Source organism: Endozoicomonas sp., assembly GCF_051008435.1.
In the GTDB taxonomy this organism is placed as follows: domain Bacteria; phylum Pseudomonadota; class Gammaproteobacteria; order Pseudomonadales; family Endozoicomonadaceae; genus Endozoicomonas_A.
The window spans coordinates 19,177-38,244 of the sequence record NZ_JBPCXO010000444.1 but is presented as its reverse complement, the minus strand read 5'-3'; the positions used below and the strand labels follow the sequence as shown (position 1 = coordinate 38,244).

General features: G+C 47.4%; 18 protein-coding genes and 1 pseudogene. 10 read left to right on the top strand and 9 right to left on the bottom strand.

The features are described from left to right. The 9 genes and pseudogenes from ACR2PX_RS22135 to ACR2PX_RS22095 all read left to right on the top strand — a co-directional run. The coding region (locus tag ACR2PX_RS22135; RefSeq protein WP_433999696.1) for a zinc ribbon domain-containing protein at positions 1-106 on the top strand (106 nt) is incomplete at its 5' end. Between the two features lie 20 nt (positions 107-126). After that, positions 127-249 (top strand): annotated as a pseudogene (locus ACR2PX_RS22130) (hypothetical protein); the annotation flags it as partial. After that, complete coding sequence (locus tag ACR2PX_RS22125; RefSeq protein ID WP_434001528.1) at positions 250-651, top strand: cupin domain-containing protein; 402 nt, start codon at positions 250-252, stop codon at positions 649-651. 127 nt (positions 652-778) lie between these two features. After that, the gene (bioB, locus tag ACR2PX_RS22120; RefSeq protein WP_434001525.1) at positions 779-1,804 is read left to right on the top strand and encodes a biotin synthase BioB; all 1,026 of its coding nucleotides are present in this window, start codon (positions 779-781) and stop codon (positions 1,802-1,804) included. A 5-nt stretch (positions 1,805-1,809) separates the two neighbouring features. Further along, positions 1,810-2,988: an 8-amino-7-oxononanoate synthase gene (gene bioF / locus ACR2PX_RS22115; protein WP_434001524.1), complete on the top strand. Its 1,179-nt coding sequence runs from the start codon at positions 1,810-1,812 to the stop codon at positions 2,986-2,988. Positions 2,989-3,207: 219 nt separating this feature from the next. Beyond that, a complete protein-coding gene (locus ACR2PX_RS22110) occupies positions 3,208-3,375 on the top strand; it encodes a hypothetical protein (RefSeq protein WP_434001523.1) in 168 nt (55 codons plus the stop codon). 18 nt (positions 3,376-3,393) lie between these two features. Then, positions 3,394-3,795: a hypothetical protein gene (locus ACR2PX_RS22105; RefSeq protein ID WP_434001522.1), complete on the top strand. Its 402-nt coding sequence runs from the start codon at positions 3,394-3,396 to the stop codon at positions 3,793-3,795. A gap of 66 nt (positions 3,796-3,861) precedes the next feature. After that, positions 3,862-4,215, top strand: a complete 354-nt coding sequence (locus tag ACR2PX_RS22100) for a hypothetical protein (RefSeq protein ID WP_434001521.1) — start codon at positions 3,862-3,864, stop codon at positions 4,213-4,215. Then, the gene (locus ACR2PX_RS22095; protein WP_434001520.1) at positions 4,208-5,044 is read left to right on the top strand and encodes an alpha/beta hydrolase; all 837 of its coding nucleotides are present in this window, start codon (positions 4,208-4,210) and stop codon (positions 5,042-5,044) included. The genes ACR2PX_RS22100 and ACR2PX_RS22095 overlap by 8 nt, the downstream gene beginning before the upstream one ends. A 64-nt stretch (positions 5,045-5,108) precedes the next feature. Here ACR2PX_RS22095 and gdhA read toward each other — a convergent pair whose 3' ends face one another. The 4 genes from gdhA to ACR2PX_RS22075 all read right to left on the bottom strand — a co-directional run bounded on the left by gdhA (position 5,109) and on the right by ACR2PX_RS22075 (position 10,503). After that, positions 5,109-6,458 carry an NADP-specific glutamate dehydrogenase gene (gdhA, locus tag ACR2PX_RS22090; RefSeq protein WP_434001519.1) on the bottom strand — a complete coding sequence of 450 codons (1,350 nt, stop codon included), beginning with the start codon at positions 6,456-6,458 and terminating at the stop codon, positions 5,109-5,111. A 147-nt stretch (positions 6,459-6,605) separates the two neighbouring features. After that, on the bottom strand, positions 6,606-8,009 hold the full coding sequence (locus tag ACR2PX_RS22085) for a PhoH family protein (protein ID WP_434001518.1): 1,404 nt from the start codon (positions 8,007-8,009) through the stop codon (positions 6,606-6,608). Between the two features lie 291 nt (positions 8,010-8,300). Then, positions 8,301-9,488, bottom strand: a complete 1,188-nt coding sequence (gene rhlB / locus ACR2PX_RS22080; protein ID WP_434001527.1) for an ATP-dependent RNA helicase RhlB — start codon at positions 9,486-9,488, stop codon at positions 8,301-8,303. A 697-nt stretch (positions 9,489-10,185) separates the two neighbouring features. Next, positions 10,186-10,503 carry a hypothetical protein gene (locus ACR2PX_RS22075; protein WP_434001517.1) on the bottom strand — a complete coding sequence of 106 codons (318 nt, stop codon included), beginning with the start codon at positions 10,501-10,503 and terminating at the stop codon, positions 10,186-10,188. Positions 10,504-10,740: 237 nt separating this feature from the next. Between ACR2PX_RS22075 and ACR2PX_RS22070 the strand changes: the two genes are divergently transcribed. After that, entirely contained in the window at positions 10,741-12,987 is a 2,247-nt protein-coding gene (locus ACR2PX_RS22070) for a hypothetical protein (protein WP_434001516.1), read from the top strand. Between the two features lie 43 nt (positions 12,988-13,030). On the opposite strand, the gene pyrI is transcribed toward ACR2PX_RS22070, so the two are convergent. The 5 genes from pyrI to ACR2PX_RS22045 form a co-directional block, all read right to left on the bottom strand. Next, a complete protein-coding gene (gene pyrI / locus ACR2PX_RS22065) occupies positions 13,031-13,486 on the bottom strand; it encodes an aspartate carbamoyltransferase regulatory subunit (protein WP_434001515.1) in 456 nt (151 codons plus the stop codon). A gap of 13 nt (positions 13,487-13,499) precedes the next feature. Then, entirely contained in the window at positions 13,500-14,420 is a 921-nt protein-coding gene (gene pyrB, locus ACR2PX_RS22060) for an aspartate carbamoyltransferase (RefSeq protein WP_434001514.1), read from the bottom strand. A 436-nt stretch (positions 14,421-14,856) separates the two neighbouring features. Beyond that, positions 14,857-15,642, bottom strand: coding sequence for an acetolactate decarboxylase (budA, locus tag ACR2PX_RS22055; protein ID WP_434001513.1), 786 nt, complete (start codon positions 15,640-15,642; stop codon positions 14,857-14,859). A 131-nt stretch (positions 15,643-15,773) separates the two neighbouring features. After that, on the bottom strand, positions 15,774-17,561 hold the full coding sequence (locus tag ACR2PX_RS22050; RefSeq protein ID WP_434001512.1) for an extracellular solute-binding protein: 1,788 nt from the start codon (positions 17,559-17,561) through the stop codon (positions 15,774-15,776). 103 nt (positions 17,562-17,664) lie between these two features. Continuing rightward, entirely contained in the window at positions 17,665-18,963 is a 1,299-nt protein-coding gene (locus tag ACR2PX_RS22045) for a hypothetical protein (RefSeq protein ID WP_434001511.1), read from the bottom strand. Positions 18,964-19,068 lie beyond the last annotated feature (105 nt).

The following is a 19,068-nucleotide window of genomic DNA, read 5'->3' as shown; positions in this document are numbered from 1 at the left end:
GGTCTGTTCAGAGTGCGGAGCTGAACATCTGCGTGACGTAAACGCAGCAAGAAACATTCTTGCGGTCGGGCATGACCGTCTAGCTGTAGGAATCCCCGTTCTTTAGGGCGGGGAGGATGTCAAGTTCGTTCCGAGAACAGGCTGGTATCGCTGGTATCGCTGGTCGGGGTCAAGGACCTGGTGGTTGTTGAAACCAGTGATGCCGTGATGATTGCGGATAAAAATGATGCCCAGTCGGTTAAGGATATTGTGACTTCACTGAAGAAAAATGATCGTCAGGAAGCGCTGTATCATCGGCATGTTTACCGGCCCTGGGGAAAGTATGACTCCATAGATCAGGGGCATCGATATCAGGTCAAGCGGATCACGGTTAAACCAGGAGCACGTTTGTCCCTTCAGAAGCACCATCACAGAGCGGAGCACTGGATTGTTGTTAAGGGAACTGCGCTTGTGACTCGGGGAAGTGACCAGGTACTGCTGTCAGAAAATGAGTCGACCTATATTCCCCTGGGCTGTACTCATCGGCTGGAAAATCCAGGCAAAGTGATGCTGGAGCTGATAGAAGTTCAGAGCGGCGCCTATCTGGGAGAAGATGACATCGTTCGGTTTGAAGATACCTACGGGAGAGTGGAAGAGGCACTGGAATCATAGTTCAGATATTTTTAAGTCATGACGAGCTGTCAACTTTATCTGGCTTTTAAAGTTGACAGCTGCCGTTCCCCAAATAGACTTTCTTTCATCAGCAATCCATGTAATTCCCCATTGGTAGTATTTGCACATGACCAAGATTGTCAGGCAGGAAGAACTTATTCGTACGGATTGGACGTTAGACGAAGTCAAAGAAACCTATCATCAACCCTTCAATGATCTGCTGTTTCAGGCTCACTCGATTCATCGGCAATATTTCGATCCCAATCATGTTCAGCTGAGTACTCTGTTGTCGATTAAGACGGGCGCATGTCCTGAAGATTGTAAATATTGTCCTCAAAGCGGTCGCTTTAATACGGGTCTTCAAAAAGAGAAATTGATGAGGATTGAGGCCGTGCTTGAAAAGGCCAGACAGGCTAAAGGGAACGGTGCCACTCGATTCTGTATGGGAGCGGCCTGGAGAAATCCCAGCGACCGGGATCTCGGTGAGGTTATTGAAATGATCAAGGCCGTTAAGGCATTGGGGCTGGAGTCGTGCGTTACCCTTGGAATGTTGACCGATGAGCAGGCCATAAGTCTGGCTGAGGCCGGACTGGACTATTACAACCATAACATTGACACCTCCCCGGAATTTTATGGGGATATCATCACCACCCGAACTTTTTCAGATCGTCTGGATACTCTGGATTCGGTGCATAGAGCAGGGATTAACATTTGCTGTGGTGGGATTGTCGGAATGGGTGAAACTTCCATGGATCGGACCTCTTTTCTGCATCAACTGGCAACGCTTCCAGTTCATCCAGGCAGCGTGCCGATTAATCTTTTAGTCAAGGTGAAAGGCACTCCACTGGACAGTGTGGAAGACCTTGATCCACTGGAGTATGTGAGAACGGTGGCTACAGCCAGAATCCTGATGCCCAGAGCACATGTGCGTATCTCGGCTGGCAGAATGCAGATGAGTGACGAACTCCATGCCTTGGCTTATTTTGCCGGCGCCAACAGTATCTTCCTTGGAAAAGCTCTGCTGACTACGCCTTTGCCTGAAGAAGAGTTGGACTATCAATTGTTTGACCGCCTTGGAATTCAGCCAGAACCCTACGATATTTCGTCCGATGAGACAGCGGATACACCTATGTTTTATAACGCAGCAGGATAAAGGGAATGGTTGAAGACTATTTCCAGGGATTGCTGTCTGAACGTCAGGAGCAAGGGCTCTATCGTCAGCGAATGGTTCTGGATTCTCCCCAGGATACCCGTGTAACGGTCAATGGCAGGCAGTGTCTGGCATTTTGCAGTAATGACTACCTTGGGCTGGCCAATCATCCTGATGCCGTGGCTGCTTTTAAAAGAGCGGCCAATCAATACGGCATGGGCAGTGGTGCCTCGAACCTCATATTGGGTCATAGCCGTCCTCATCACCAGTTGGAAGAAGAACTGGCTGATTTTCTGGGCCGCCCAAGGGTGCTGCTCTTTTCAACGGGTTATATGGCGAATCTTGGCGTTATGAGTGCGTTGATGAAACAGGGAGATGCCGTTTTTCAAGATCGCCTTAATCATGCCTCTCTGCTGGATGCGGGTAGATTATCGGGAGCGAGCTTTCAGCGTTTTAAGCATCGAGAACTGGATGATCTGGAGCAAAGGTTAAAGTCCAGTAGAGCGTCTAAAAAACTGATTGCGACCGATGGCGTGTTCAGTATGGACGGTGATCAACAGGACTTGCCAAGGTTGGCGCAGCTTGCAAGAAATTATCAGGCAATATTCATGCTGGATGATGCCCATGGATTCGGTGTGCTGGGTGAGCAGGGCAGAGGCAGTGCTAACCACTTTGGACTGGGGCTGGAAGAGTTACCCATTCTGATGGCTACTCTGGGTAAGTCGTTGGGGACGTTTGGTGCCTTTGTGGCTGGCAGTGAAGCTTTGATTGAAGTGTTGATTCAATTTTCCCGCAGTTATATTTATACGACAGCTATGCCGCCCGCTGTTTCTGAAGCGACGAGGACCAGCCTGAGAATTATGTCCAAAGAGCAATGGCGAAGAGATCATCTGTTCGAACGGGTGAAACAGTTCCAAATGGGTTGCAGGGAGTTGGGTATCCCTCTTATGCCATCAGATACACCTATTCAGCCGATTATGATTGGCAGCATAGAAAAAACAATGGAAGTCAGTCGCTATCTGGAGCGCAGAGGCATTATTGTCACGGCCATTCGCCCCCCGACTGTTCCAAGGGACAGCTCAAGACTGCGGGTAACCTTTTCGGCCAGTCACAGTCATGAGCAGGTGAACCAGCTACTGGATGTTCTGTCAGAAATCCCCTGGGATCAGCTCCAGGATGCGGCTTGAATTACTTAAGTGTTCAGAATGCAGTTATCAGTCAAACCTGAAAGAAGCGTGACATATTCTCTGTCTTGTTGAAGAAAGGCAAAGTTATTAAACTTTTCATCTCATAAGAGCGTAATCTCAACATCTTTTTAGACTCCTTGTTATCATCAAATACCTGAAAATAAAAATATCGTTGGCACCAATAAGAGCATTAATAATTTCCGTACAGGGAGAATAAGGATGTCAGGAGTAAAGCGGATTGGTTTGATCGTAAGGGGAAAGCGATCCCTCGACCATAATCCGGGGGTGATGGAACAACATGCCGACTGTATTATTACTACAGGTGAGCCTTATGGTTTTTTTGGTGATGAAGGAGCTGCATCTGGTGGTAGGTTCTCAATTTCATGAAACCGCTCCGGTATGAATATGAAAGGTTTGGTAGCAAGCTACGAAGGGATGCGAAAAATTCGTCCTTATTATGTCGATGCAAGTATGGCCAAAAAACTAAATGTTGTATCTTGCTTGATTTCGTTACGAGTTACACCTGATGAAGGGGCGCTTTTTGATAAATTCTGGAAGCAGCTGAAACTGAATCCAGGTTCTTTCAATCTGTTGGGTGGGAATTGTTCGTCTCACGCATCGGAAGCTTTTGTTGCGTCGAATATCTTGTCAAAGAGCATTCCTGGCTTGGATACACCCAATAATCTTTTCAAGCAACTCAGCAAAGAAACATATAGGGATGTTCAATTTGTTACTGGACATATAGGAGTACGCCGAACAGCAGACTTGCGTTTCAAACTGCAAGTTTTACCTGTGAGTGAGGTATAGGACATTATGCAGCACAGGTTTATTTATATTTTAGTACTTTTATCTATGGTTTTGGGAGGGTGTGCTATGGCTGGTGAAACAGAGTGGCGTTGGGAGTGGCCAGCGGAGAGAAATGTACAGAAAAAGCTCATAGTTGAAGTTTCTGAAGTTACCTCAAAAAATGGCTTGTTTGGGTTGAATAAATCTCCATCTTTAGCTCAAGGTTTTCCTGACCCAGTAGTATTGAAGGGAGTGGTAAAAAATGGCCAGCAAGAAACAGTAAAACTAGTGCTGCCAAAGTTTGAGTTGGGTGATGCAAAGTCAGGTGATTTGCTAGCTGTTGGGCTGGTCGAGGATCTTGTCTGCATTTGTGTCAGCTCTGTTCCGATTAATAGTGATCCTGATCAATGGTTACAAAGCTGGAATTGTACTGATGAGTAGTGTCCTCGGAGTGATCACTTTAGTGGTATTTGGGATATATCTATGTGTCTGTCTGTTTTTCTTTATACAGCAGAATAGTTTTATTTTCCCTGGTGCAACGAATGATCTCCAAGTACTCAAGGGCGTTGAGCATACGTCTATCAATCTTGAGCGAGGAGATGTTGACCTGAGTGGCTTCAGGCGCCAATTTACTGATCAAGCCAGTGATGTTGTAGTGCTTTACTTCGGAGGCAATGCAGAAGATGTTTCCACCATGCTTTACTTATCTAAAGAGTTGGGAGTATCGGAGTTTTATGCTTTCAACTATCGAGGGTATGGAAGCAGTAATGGTTCTCCTTCAGAAGAAAGCTTGGTTGCAGATGGCTGGGCTCAATATGAGTATCTCACCAGGGAAAAAGGGATTTCTTCAGGAAGAATTTTGCTGATGGGACGGAGTCTTGGAAGTGGAGTGGCAGTTCAACTGGCTCAACAAGTTCAACTCAATGATCAATCACTTTCTGGAGTGATTCTCGTAACTCCCTACGACAGCCTGCGCGCTGTTGTTAGCCATCATTTTCCCTGGTTACCAGTACGTTGGATATTGAGGCATCCCTTCGAGAGTATACAACGTGCTAGCCACTTAAATACTCCTGCATTGTTCCTCATTGCATCACAGGATCAGATCATTCCACCATCCCATGGACACAAATTGGCTCAAGCCTGGTTAGGATCATCTTATACAGAGATTCTTACAGGCTATGACCACAACAATCTGGATGAATCTCCAAGCTTTTACCCCTCTATAAGGGCATTTATCCAAAAAGTAGCTTCTGCACATAAAGCTAATTAGTAAAATTACAAGGCTGCCCCGTAAGTTTATTACGGGGCAGCTTTAGTAAAAATGTATTTTATTATTACACTACACCGTATGCCAGCATTGCGTCAGCGACTTTCTTGAAGCCCGCGATGTTTGCACCACGAACATAATCAATGGTTTCGCCTTCACCTCGACCATACTGAATACACTTACCGTGTATTTTTTGCATGATGGTTTTCAGTCGATCTTCCAGTTCCTCCATTGACCAGGACAGTCTCATGCTGTTTTGGGTCATCTCAAGGCCAGAAACGGCAACACCTCCGGCATTTGCCGCTTTGGCTGGTGCAAACAGAATGTTGTTGTCTTTGAAGAGGTGAACGGCTTCCAGAGTAGAAGGCATGTTGGCGCCTTCGGCTACGGCTATACAGCCATTTTTGATCAGATTCTCAGCATCTTCCCTGCCCAGTTCGTTCTGAGTGGCGCAGGCAAAGGCAATCTGGCAGGGAATATTCCAGACCTTCGTGTCGGGTAAAAAGTCGCAGTGGAAGTGGTCCGCGAATTCCTGAATTCGACCCCGGCGGTTTTCTTTCAGATCAATCAGCCAGTCCAGTTGTTCCTGGCTAATACCTTCCGGTATATGGATTGAACCTGAAGAGTCAGACAGGGCCAATACCTGGCCACCCAGCTGCATGACCTTCTCTGCAGTGTAGAGTGCAACGTTACCTGAACCTGAAATAATACACTTTTTACCCTCCAGAGAACTGCCGTGCTCTTTCAGCATTTCTTCCATAAAGTAGGTTGTGCCAAAGCCAGTCGCTTCTTTGCGGATCAGGCTGCCACCGTATTCAAGTCCTTTACCGGTCAGAACCCCCTGGAACTGATTTTCCAGTCGCTTGTATTGCCCAAATAAGTAACTGATTTCACGACCTCCCACGCCAATGTCTCCAGCGGGGATATCAGTGTAGACACCAATATGTTTGTGCAGTTCGGACATAAAGGACTGGCAGAAGCGCATGACTTCCCGATCACTTTTTCCTTTGGGATTAAAATCAGAGCCGCCTTTTGCCGCTCCCAGCGGTAATGTTGTCAGACTGTTTTTGAAAGTTTGTTCGAATCCCAGGAATTTCAAGGTATCCAGGGTGAGATTGCTGGTAAATCTCAGTCCTCCCTTGTAAGGACCGATAGCATTATTGAATTGCACTCGATAACCGCGATTAACCCTGATATGTCCTTCGTCGTCTTCCCAGCAAACCCTGAAACTGATGATACGATCCGGCTCCGTCATCCTTTCAAGAATACGGGCATCGATGTATTCCGGGTGATGGTTGATATAGGGAATAACACTCTGGGCTACTTCGTAGGCTGCCTGATAGAACTCTGGCTCGTTAGGGTTGCGTTTGGCCAGCCCTTGCATGAAGTCATCGAGGTCCAGCTTGTTAGAAAACATGGTACAAACTCCTAGGTAAGTGCGTCGTTGATACAAGTCGGTAGTCAACAGAATAGGGCTTGGAGGAGGGGAAAGTTAATGATTAATTTCTATGGGTTGTCGATAGCCAGACTATCAAGCCTGGCTATCTCTCAGTGAAAGTAAATGTTAGAGGTTTTCTTCAGCGTAAGCTGCCAATGGAGAGCGTGGGACTCCTTGTAATTGGATTGCACCACCGTGTGGGAAGTTTTTAAACCGTTCAGTCATATACGTCAGTCCTGAACTGGTGGGAGCCAGATAAGGGGTGTCAATCTGGGCAAGGTTGCCCAGACAGATGACCTTACTGCCCGAACCCGCACGGGTGATTATTGTTTTAATCTGGTGTGGCGTCAGGTTCTGACACTCATCAATAATGATCAGGCTCTGCTGAAAACTTCGGCCCCGGATATAGTTCAGGGATTTGAAGTGAAGGGGGACCTGCTTGAGAATGTAGTCCACACTGCTGTTGGTGGATTCATCATCACAATGCAAGGCTTCGAGGTTATCGGTAATGGCTCCCAGCCAGGGCTCCATTTTCTCCGCTTCCGTACCTGGCAGGAAACCAATGTCTTCATCCAGCCCCCGGGTTGAGCGGGTGGCTATGATTCGACGGAACTGCTTGGTCGCTACGGTCATCTCGATGGCTGCAGCAAGGGCCAGAATGGTTTTACCTGAGCCCGCAGCACCGGTCAGATTGACCAGGTGAATATCGGGGTCGAGCAAAAGATTCAAAGCCATAGCTTGATAGATATCGAGTGGTTGCAGTCCCCAGGCTTCCTGACCCATTAGTGTTTCACGACAGAAGTGTTGCAACTGAACTTCATCCTGAGTAATGGCGTTTACTCTGGCTACAAATCCAGTGTCGTCCAGAAAGAACTGATTCAGATAAATATCTTCACCGAGTTCTTCTCTCAAAAGTCTATGGTAGGTGACACCTTCCAGCTGTTCTGTCTGAACCTGGGAAACTCGATCCCAGAAATTGCCTTCAAACAGTTGGTAACCTTTATTGAGCAAACCAATATCGGAAACCAGCTGGTCGCTGTGGTAATCCTCCGTTGGAATTCCGCATCCCCTGGCTTTGAGACGCATATTGATATCTTTGGTCACCAGGACAACCGGTGCACCCGGATGGGTTTCCTGGAAATGACAGATATCGTTGATGATACGGTTATCGTTATTGCTGGTGGGCAACGTGGTGATATTTTCAACATGATGAGAGCTCAGAATTGAGAGAGTACCCTGAGGCTCTGATTTGTTACCACGTCTGATAGGAACGCCTGCTTCGATCTCTGCGGGTGAGGCAGTACCCAGTATTTGGTCAATCAGTCTGATGGCCTGTCGGCAATCAGCAGCGATGGTTTGCTTTCCGTTCTTAAGCTTGTCCAGTTCCTCCAGAACGGTCATGGGGATGAGCACCTGATGCTCTTCAAAGTTGAGGATCGAGTTGGGGTCGTGTATCAGAACATTACTGTCGAGTATGTAGGTTGTAGTTAATGCTGAGATGATCGGCCTGGCTTCCAAGGCATTTCCCATAGGCGGCTTCCTCGTCCGTTTTTTGGATCTCTCATATTTGATTTTTATCGAAAATAGGCAAGTCAGCAAGTTTAAATTACTAACAGAAATAAAAAATTCAAAATACTGAATTTGTTATTTTAATAAGGACAGAATGATTCTAAACTTAGAGGATTACATTTCTATTTCTGCTAAATAAAGAGCTTTAAAAGTTCTAATTCTCTTGGTTTATATAACTTTTTATTAATTCACTGACAGGCTGCGACAACGAATCTTTTTGCAAAAATTCGCTGTCGAGAGGAAGAGGCGTTGTTACTTCAGTAATTCTTCAGGTGGGTATTCCAGGTTGAGTTTGGCCCCCAGCATTTCTTCCAGATCCGGAATCAGGAATGAGTCTTCTTCGCAGGCAAAGCTGATACTGGTTCCACTGGCACCTGCCCGACCTGTCCGACCAATTCGGTGGACATAATCTTCCGGATCTTCAGGCAGGTTGTAGTTGATAACGTGGCTGATGCCTTCAATGTGGATTCCGCGACCGGCTACATCGGTGGCAACCAGCACGGTCAGTCTGCCGTTCTTGAAGCTATCCAGAGTTTTGAGTCGCTTCTTCTGAGGCACTTCGCCAGAAATCTGGTCAGCTTTGAGCCCTTTCTTCTGTAGCTTTTCTGTCAGGCGACGGGTTTCGTCCCTGCGGTTGGTGAACACGATCACCCGTTCGAGATTATTCTGGTTGATCAAGTTAATGAGCAGAGGAATTTTCTGTTCATTGGTGACAATGAACACTTTCTGGTCAACGGTCTCAGTTGCCACACTTTCCGGTTCAATTTCGACCTTGACAGGTTTCCAGGTCCACTGCTCACCCAGCCTTAATACGGCATCGGTGAAGGTCGCTGAGAACAGCAGGGTTTGACGGTCGCCTGGGCGAGGAGTCATACGAATAATGCGGCGAACCTGTGGGATAAAGCCCATATCGAGCATTCGGTCTGCTTCATCAATGACCAGTGTTTCTATCAGATCCAGATGCAGGTCTTTACGTTCGCAATAATCCAGAAGTCTGCCAGGGGTGGCCACCAGGATATCAATGAAGCCGCTGCTCATTCGGCTGCGCTGCTTGTCGTAATCCATACCGCCAACGACGGTCAGCACATTCAACGGCAGATATTTGGTCAGGTCTTCAGCATCCTGACCAATTTGTAATGCCAGCTCACGGGTTGGTGCGATGATGACAGCACGAGGCTCACCAAGATAGCGTTGATCCGGTGCAGGTATATCAATCAGCTGTTTGATCGTGCTGAGCAAAAAGGCAGCGGTTTTACCGGTACCGGTTTGTGCTTTACCAATCGCATCACGGCCCGCCAGGGTGCTACCCAGCACTTCAGCCTGGATCGGAGTACAGTATTTGAATCCTGACTCCTGAATAGCCCTCATCAGTTGATCGGGCAGATCAAAGTCATGAAAGCGGGTTTTGCCCTGTTCAGGCTCTACCTGAAACTCACTGATATCCCAGGATGGTTCTGGCTTTTTAGTGGCAGTGCGGTGCGAACTGCGGGGGTGATTACGGCGAGCTGTATTTTGTGGCTTGGAGCTTTTGGGTTTGCTCTTGGGAGCTTTGGTGTTTGTTTTTCCACCCTGTGGTTTGGGGGACGTTTTGTCAGGGGCCGATGAAGGCGCCTTTTTCTTTCTGAATAGGCCTAGTAAACCACTCAATGCTTTAATCTCGTTCCATTACGGTATGGGTATCCCGGTCTACAGCTTGGAGCCTGTTGGACTTATGCTTTCGAGCATGAAATTGTCATCAGTCCGATAGGCTCCAGGGCTGGCTTTTTCTGAGAAGATCTCAAAGCCGGGGATTTAATCTGCTGTTGACTGGTCTCTCCGCCCAGGGAGGCTGATCGAGAATAGACAGCTCGGCCTAAAATCCAGAAAGAACGGCCAGATTTTTCGTTGAATTTGATTGAATAGGTCAACTATTCGCACAAATCCAACGGAAAATCTGGCTCGTCCTACTGAATTTTATGCTCGAGTGCAATTCCCGGTCAGCCTCCATAAAAAATCGGGCAAACAGATAGAGAAATTGGTCTTCAGGAACCAGCCTATTCCCGGTCAGGCTCCTGTACAGCAGTAATGCGCCGCAGGAAACCGGATTCACAAGGCTGCGACATATCACGAGGATTCTAAGGTATATGGCGGTTGATTGCTAAATTGATTGCTCATCCCTATCGCTATCCGAGCTATTTTCCTGCTCTTTATCCTTTCTCTTGCGCATATAAAGATTGTCCAGCTGGTCCTTTTTACTGACCTTTCTTTTCTTTCTGCGAAGTTTGGATTTGTACAGCATGAGCATCAATGGCTGATCAGGAATGGGTCTGAGGGGACGGTTTTTGAAAAAGGTAAAGAAAAAGCTCGCTTCTTCAGCAAACTTCTGGTTTTTGGCGGCCAGCGTATCGGTCTCGGGGCTCTTTTCAGACCCCTGAGTCATCAAGCTCATAATGCACTGCGCTGGCGCTACTTCCATGGGATACCTCACTTCTCAAGCCTTATGGGCTCTGTCACTCATGAAAATCCGGTAATGGTAGCCAATTGGCCTCTTTTTCATGAAAAACAGTTCTAAAAATACTAAATCTCTAGTAATCCAGCCATTAGACATAGGTCTCAGGGAGATGGTTCCTTATGAGCCGTCATTGGTGGCCGAACAAATGATAATCAGGCACCCATTTGGGGCGGGATTGATTCATCAGAATAGGTACAAACAGTGTTTCAAAAAGCATGGATGCTGGTGGTAGTAACAGGCCTTTTCACCATGGAAGTCATGGCAGGTCGATTTTATCCTTCGGCGGGGGTTGCCTGGATTCTACCCGGTAATCATGAGGCTCCTGAGCAGAGTGAATGGCTGAAACGCTTTCCCACAGCCGAGTCGGTAAGACTCTGGGAGCAGCAGAGGGCAGATCTGGTTTTGGGGGCCTCAGAAGGGGATAGCAGCGGACCTTACTCTTTGGGGTATATGTACAACCAGAAACTGGAATTTTCTCCTACCGATCTGGAAATGTACCTCAGGGGGCGCACAGACAGTCGCCGTGAGTCTTATGAATCACTTTTTTTACATTTTTCCGAAGATACGGACCTGTTGATTGAAGATCCAGCGGATGGCAGCAAAACCCCTTTTGGCAGGATACCGAGTATTGTCGGCTGGACCGTTCAGCCTGATCATGCTGGCTTCTTGATTTATCAGAAGCCTCCCTATGACAAACCGGTTTGGGAGCACTCTGCGACCGGGGGAGGGCTTTATGTCTATTTATTCGAGAAATTTGATCAACTGGAACTGGATTTGTCTTCGGTCTCAGGCTCTGGAGAGCTGGTGGTCGAATACCCATCCTCAATGTCGGGTGGACTGGTCAGCAGCTGGAGTCAGATGGTCATCAATGATGATACCGATAACCTGCGTCGAAGTGGTGTTATCAGGTGGACCCCGCCAGCTGACTGGAAAAGAGCAGCCACCCACGATGGTTCAGGCAAGACATACGGTGGAGGTCCTTACTTCGGCAAGAGAATGTTGATCAACGAAGGTCGATACTATCTGGTTCGCTTACTTTGGAAGAATGGTTCCGGTACACCGCCCAGGCTGGCGAATGTTCGGGTTAAGGATTGGATGCCAGAGGTATATAGCGTTCCCGTCAGCTCGATTCATTCAGACTACAAAAAATTTAATCCAAAAGGACAGCAGGTTTCTGTCAGAAGAGTTCCTGGCTGGGATCCGGCCAATGATCGGAATGGTGATGGTTACGTCGATGAAAGTGAGTTTGGCCAACGAATCAACGCTTTTGCCAGTGCCCGTTTTGAATGGGAGTCCCGGGTAGTGCCCCTGGGGAAAATGTGGAGTTCACGTTCTTCCTGGATTCGTCCAAACCTTCAAAATCCATTGCTGGCCGATTTGCTGGGAGACTATTACAAGCGAACCTGGGGCAGCCTGCAGCTTAATGGCGCTTACAACGATGATCTTTTTCGACTGTTGAAAAACGAGTTTTTTCCTCACACAGGGGGACGCTTGAGAGAGATGCCCCATAGGGTGAGTTCTCCTCAAGCCCAGGCTCTTTATCAACAGGCTTTTATCAAAACACTGGAAACCATCAGGATTAACTCTGGCAGTTTTATCGGAGCGAATATCTCAATGGTGAATCTCTGGTCTACTGACGGTGCCAGTGCGTTTATTCCTTCATTCAGTATCTTTTTGAGGGAAGGTCTGATCCGTCCCAGTCTGGGATTCAGTGGCTGGTTTGGGCTCAGTAAGGCTTGGGATACGTTTGCCCTTGCCAAACAGGATCGCTGGTCCATTCTTGCGGCCATGATCAATGAAGGGGGCAGGGTTCACAGGTTGGGCAATACCCGTGAAAACTGGGAAAAAGATATCGAATCTTCTCTGGCTCAGTACTATCTGCTGAATGTCCCAGGTAAAACCTATCTGCACGTCTGGAACCGTATATTCAGTTATGGCAGTAGGAATACCCGTTCAACCAATTACTATCAGGCAGGTGTCCCGAAAAACATGGCATACCTACCTGAAGCCATGCTCTCTGTGGATATTGGAATGCCAGTCAGCACTCTGCCAGCAAACCGTGAGCCTGTCGCCTATATGGCAAAAAACGAGGTAACGGACTATGCCATCGTCGGGTATTCCAATCAGACCCAACTGATCAGTAACAATTTTTCAGGGGGGGTACTCGATATTGAACCGTCGAACCTCTTCTATCTACAAAGAAGCAGTCAGGAAATAGTGTCAGGCGGGCCTGCAGAGATGATTCTGGCCAGAGAGTACACTAAAGGTCTGGTTCTCTATAGAACGGATTTCTTTGGACATAATGCTGAGTTTCAACAGAGTTATTCGCCGGTTATTCAGTTGCCGGGTCTTTTTCGAAGAGTGTATTTTGATGGCAGCTTGGGCGAGCCGGTCAGCTCAATCTCTATGATAGGCTATGAAGGTGCCGTTCTTGTGAAAGCTCAATGAGTTAAGACTCTGGCTCGTTGAGATGGCCAGAGTCTTCGCATTGTCAGAGTTCGGAAACAATATCCTTGCTGAATGACTTCTCGCAGTAATGACACTTCAGTCTAATATCGTCGTCTTTTTCTCTCAGATAGAAATAGCTACTTACCGGTTCATTGTGCGTTATGCAGTTTGAATTGGGGCAGGGAAAAGCGCCTATCAGTGTTTCTGGCACGGTCATGTTGAATTTGTCGACGACACTGTATTCGTCGATGACATTAATAGTGGCTCCCTGAGCAAAAAGAGCCAGCTGGTTGGCTTCCTGTTCGGTGAACTTGAGGTCCGTGACCTTGATAATATCCTTTCGACCCTGAGCTTTACTGGGCAAGTTAAAGCCCACCGTAATGCTGACATCGGAGTCCAGCAGGTGCAGACGGTCCAGAATTTTAACGCCTTGACCTGCAGGGATATGGTCAATGACGGTGCCTTTGCGAATGGCCTCAACCTGAAGCTTGTTAGTCATTGCGGTGTCTCCCTCAGATACTTTCGTTCAAAACCAGAGCCAGTAGGGCCTGACGAGCATAGACCCCATTTTCAGCCTGCTGGAAATAGTAGGCGTGGGGGGTGTTGTCTACCGCTACCTCGATCTCGTCGACCCGAGGCAAAGGGTGAAGAATTTTGAGGTTTTCTCTGGCTTCCTTCAGGCTTTCAACGCCAAGAATGTATTTGGATGCCATGTGTTTGTACTCGGTTTCGTCAAAACGTTCTTTTTGAACGCGGGTCATGTAAATGATGTCTGACTCAGGTACTACTTCTTCTATGCTCTCAACCTTGCGGTATTTAACGCCTTTTTCATCCAGCTCTTCCAGCAAATAGTCGGGCATGGAGAGAGCCTCTGGCGCAATAAAGTTAAATTTTGCTCCGAACAGTGACATAGCCTGAACCAACGAGTGAACGGTTCTTCCGTATTTCAGGTCGCCGACAAAGGTGATGGTCAGGTCGTCCAGAGTCCCCTGGCATTCTTTGATACTGAACAGATCCAGCAAAGTCTGCGTTGGGTGCTGGTTGGCACCGTCACCACCATTGATGATGGGAACATTGGAGAACTCAGTGGCCAGACGTGCAGCGCCTTCTTGTGGGTGGCGCATGACGAAAGCATCGGTGTAAGAGCTGATGATTTTGACCGAGTCTGCCAGTGTTTCCCCTTTTTTGGCCGAAGTGTTGCTGCTGTCAGAGAAACCAATCAGAGTTCCCCCCAGCCTTTGAACAGCCGTTTCAAAAGAGAGACGGGTTCGGGTAGAGGCTTCAAAGAAACAGCTGGCAATCACTTTGCCCTTCAGCAGGTCAGGACGTGGCGTTGTTTTAAGCTGGGCGGCAGTGTTCAGAATCAGTTCAAGGTCTGAGCGATTCAGGTCTGCTATGGAAATAATGTCCCTCAGATAGAGCTGGTTTTCCATCAAGAGTTACCTGTTCCTGAGTAATAGTGGAAGATGAGCCGCTGGTGCGAAATAAAAGCACAAGCCAAAAAAAAGCCCCTGATCAAGGGGCTTTTTTCGAAAAACGGACCACTGCTGATGCCAGTTGGCACCCTGATCAGGCGTGTGTATGTATCAAAACAGCCAGTTTCAGAGGTCATTCGCAGGTGTCCGGTAACAGCTCTGAGTAGCCTCGTGGCTCAGCAGATCAAAGCTGTATGAATAAATAGGGTCATTAAACCTAAGTTAAAGAAGCCTGTGCCTGGTGGCAAGTCTCCTAAGGCAAATTGCCGGGTATTCTACCGATGCAAAACCCCAAATCAAGCGCTTGTTGGTACTGATTGGTTGTTTGGTCCGAAGTGGCTCCATTATTTTGCGTTGTTTACCGCGAAAAATATTTTTCTTCGCTCATGGCTGTTTATGGTTTCTTCTGGCTGGTTTCTGCTTTCTTTAACATTTCCTGATTGTTGAAATTCAGCGCCTGTTTAGCAAAGGTTTCGTCATCTGGGAGTAGCATTTTGAACTGGGGCAGGTTATCGATTTCGACTTTGCCTTTCCCTGTCAGAACCGACAGTACGTGGCCTCCAAATTTGCGGTTGGCATCAATAAAGTGGAAGTGATAACCGGGGATGTTGAGGTTGCCCATGTAATCCGGGAATCGATAGCCCACCAGGGTGCCCTGTAGGTTTTTATAATGGAAGTAGGTTTGGTCTTTGGCATTGACTTCAGCGAGCTTTCGGTAGGGTTTGTTCTGGGCAGGAATGCTCCGAACCGTGATTTTTCTGAAGGTGCCATCAATTCGTATGGCCTGGATATGATTCTTCCGGGTGATTAGAGTGTCCAGATACTGGCTCAATGCCTCCAATTCAAGACTCTCTTTCAGGGGTTGACTCAGTTCGCTGGTGAAATGGTTAACCATGGCGAAAGGGGTTTTCATGTCCGGTGTTGCCAGATGGGCCTTGCCGTCGGCATCAATTTGATAAAACAGCCCGTCAACGGCTATCAGTTCGCCATTCAGCCGGTCGAAGGTACCCAGCCCAAAATTCCCCTTTCTAGCCAGTTTCTGAAGAGGAAAGTGACCGTCATAATTACCCTCCAGAAGACTGTTTATAGTGGAGTACTGAAAAAGCTGCTGACGCTCCTGACTCAAAGCTGAAACCGAAATAAGGCAAAGACTTAAAAGCCAGAGAGAGAGGGTTTTCATTTTGTGACATCACTTTTTATTGTTACAACGGTGGAAATATAGCAGTGGGTTTCCAAGTCTGTAGCCTGTACATCAGTGATTGAAAGTTCATGCAGAAAGTCATGAAGAGGTCTTTAAGTGAATTTTGGAAATCATGGGCTTTTGTCTGATTTGTACCACCAGTTATTCAGGTCGAGCCAGTAAAGATGGTCTTGTGATGGGTGATCGATATGATGCCAGTATGCCAGATGAGTCGTTTGTGTATGCCACTTGGGAATCACATAGTGCCCCCACATCAGGACTCGATCCAGAGCTCTGACAATCGGTATCAGAGTTTCATAGCTGTCTGCCTTTGACGTTTCTGCCAGTAAATAGTCAACGACAGGATTGCTGATCCCCGTAATGTTGCCACTTTGTTTCTCCATAGCGACCTTACTGCTCCACATATGATAAAGCTCAGTCCCCGGATAAGTGGATTGCCAGAAATACCAGTCCACCAGTTCGAAGTCGAACGCTCTGACTTTTTTTCGAAACAACGTCTTTTCCAGAGTTTGTATATTCAGTTCTATGCCCAAGTCAGCAAGACTTTTTCGGTAAGACAGTAATAAACGTTCCTGTTTGGGGTCATCGGTTATGAGGTTCAAGGTCAGGGGCTTACCAGAGCTGTGTTCTTTCATGCGGCCATTGTCCAGCCGGTATCCTGCTTTTTTGAACAGAGCCAGCGCTTCTCTGACATTCTTCCTGTCTTTACCACTACCAGCTGAACCGGGAAGTGTGATGGTTTGCTGGAATAGTTCTCTGGGTAACTGGTCCTGAAAGGGCTTGAGCAGTTTGAGTTCTTCTTCAGTGGGTAGGCCTGTGGCTGAAAGGGGCGTGTTGGAGAAAAAGCTCATCGTACGCTGGTAGTCAGAATTCAACAGTTTTCTGTTTATCCATTCAAAATCGAAGGCGGTGATTAACGCCTGGCGAAGTGCCGGGTTTCTGAATTTCTCCCGGCGAAGATTAAAAGCCAGAGCACTCATGCCGGATGGATAGAGCAACTCAATATCTTTCTTAAGGACTCGACCTTCTTTAACTGCTGGAAAACCGAATGCCTGATGCCATCTATTGCTATCCGTTTCCTGATAAACATCGTAAAGCCCAGCCCTGAAGCCTTCGATCACAGCCTGACGATCTCGATAATAGTCCACTCTGATCTCGTCGAAGTTATACCTCCCTTTTTGACTGGGAAGGTTGACAGCCCAGTAATTTTTGATTCGCTCAAAATGGACGCTTTGTCCCATTTTTACACTTTTAACGATCAGGGGGCCGCTGGTCACCGGGCTGTCCAGATGCCGATCCTGAAAGTTTCTGGTGTGCCAGTAATGATGAGGAAGTACTCGAATATATCCCAGCAGAGCCGCCTGTTTTTTGCTGGGTTTATCCAGGTAAAAAACGACTCGGTTAGGTGAGGTTTTCTCAACCCGTGCTACGTCTTTGTATAGGTTTTTCAGAAAGGGAGAGCCTTCTTTTTTGAGTAATTCAAAGGTGAAGACAACATCTTTTGAGGTGACTGGGTGGTTGTCACTGAATCTGGCTGCTGGATTGATATGGAAGGCAACCCAGCTGTAGTTTTCCGGGTATTCTATAGCTTCAGCCAGAAAGGGATAAAGAGTGTGTGGCTCGTCGGCTGACCGGGTCATTAAGGAACCATAGGTGTAGTAAAGATAATCAGGAGCGGTCCCTTTGCTGTTGAATGGGTTCAGGGTATCAAACGAACCTGTCCTTGCCAGCCTGAGAATGCCACCTTTTGGCGCATTGGGATTGGCGTAAGCAAAGTGAGTGAAGTTATCCGGATATTTGTTAGTGCCGATCAAAGTGAATGACTTTTGGAGATGAACCTCGCCCCAGGCGATCAGTGAGAACGTTGCACAGAGGCTTAATAGAAGGTTCTTAATCATTCTGATCATGGTCCATTGTTGAAGCAACTCTGCTCACAGTCTCTACAGCCGTTTTTGTGTCGAGGTAAATTCAGGGATACAGAACGGCTGGGAGAAATATAGCTCAGCTGTTCTGTTTCTTTGGCTTCAGTGGCGGAAGGTCAAGCTGGATATGAGCTTCGATAGCCTTAAGCAGCCCATTGGCAGAGTGTCGGGACCAGAATTGCCCCATTCCGTGCAGCGACTTTTCTGAGGATGGAACCGGTATTTCCAGCCCTTCAACAGGCATGCTGCCCTGGGCATAGATAGAGTGAGCTGGACCCTGGATGAAGTATCCCTCGATGGTATCGTTCAGGAGTTCTCCGTCAAGATAGGCATGAGTGATCAGTTCTTCGGGCTTCAGGTCTGGCTCTTCATTCTGAATTTGCCAGTAAATGGCAGAATTCAGGGCAAGGCTGTTAAATACAGTCGCCTTGAATCGGGTTAGGAACGAGACATATTGAGCAATAGCACCACCCAGTGACGTACCGGTCAGTTCAAACTCATGGTCAGGGTAGCGCGCATACAGATCGACAGTTATTTCCAGAGCTTTTCTCAACATGGGAACCTCGAGTGGAGAGTAGCCTCTGCCAGTGATGAAACTGGATAAGTAGGATGTGATCTGAGCCAGATATCCATACCCGTAGCCACCCTGTGTCCAGACAGCGTTAGCCACGGAATTAGGGCTATCAAACTCTGTACCTGTGAAAGCAATCAGGACTTTCTTTTCTGAAGTATGAAAGAAGACCCTGGCTTTCAGGCCGGAATCTTTGCGGTCATAGATTCGGTTGGCATCATTTTTTGTCTCAAATAATCCTTGTGTCAGCCATTTTTCTGGGACATCGGTTTTGACGGCATTTCGATACTGAATTCGGGTAAGGCGGTTCTCCAGAGCCTCCTTCATGCCTGCAGTGTCACTGTGAGCTTTGTAGCGATAGGACAAATAGCTGGCAAATGCATACGGATAGAGTGCTTCCAGCTGCCGGTTAAATGTAACTTGTGCAGCCATTCTGGCCACTTCTTCTTCCATAAACTGGACATTATCGCGATACCAGTGCTCGACTGTTTCTCTCTCAGCCGGGGAGTTGATGTACTGTCGAATCGGATCGGATTGCGGAATCTTGCTGAGATCCAGCTTTTCATTTTCAGGATCAAAAGGTCCAAAGTAAGGGATGCTTTTTACTGAGCGAGGAAGTTTGAGATTGAGAACTGATGAGGGATCGTCTGCTTTTAGAAGCCCGCGAGCCAGAATATCTGCCTGATAACCTTCGAGAATATCGCCCATTGCGAATACACACTGGTTCAAGCCAGAGGCTGACAGCGTGCCTGCTACCAAGATAGGCAGCATAAAACGCTTGTATAATGATGCGAATTTCCCTGTCATGGTAACGACTCCTCCTTGAGTGCATTTCCGTGAAAATACTTTTTCTGCTGTATTTGGCCTTTGCCAGGTATAAACAGTTGGACAGGGGAAGAGCGTCTTAGTTCA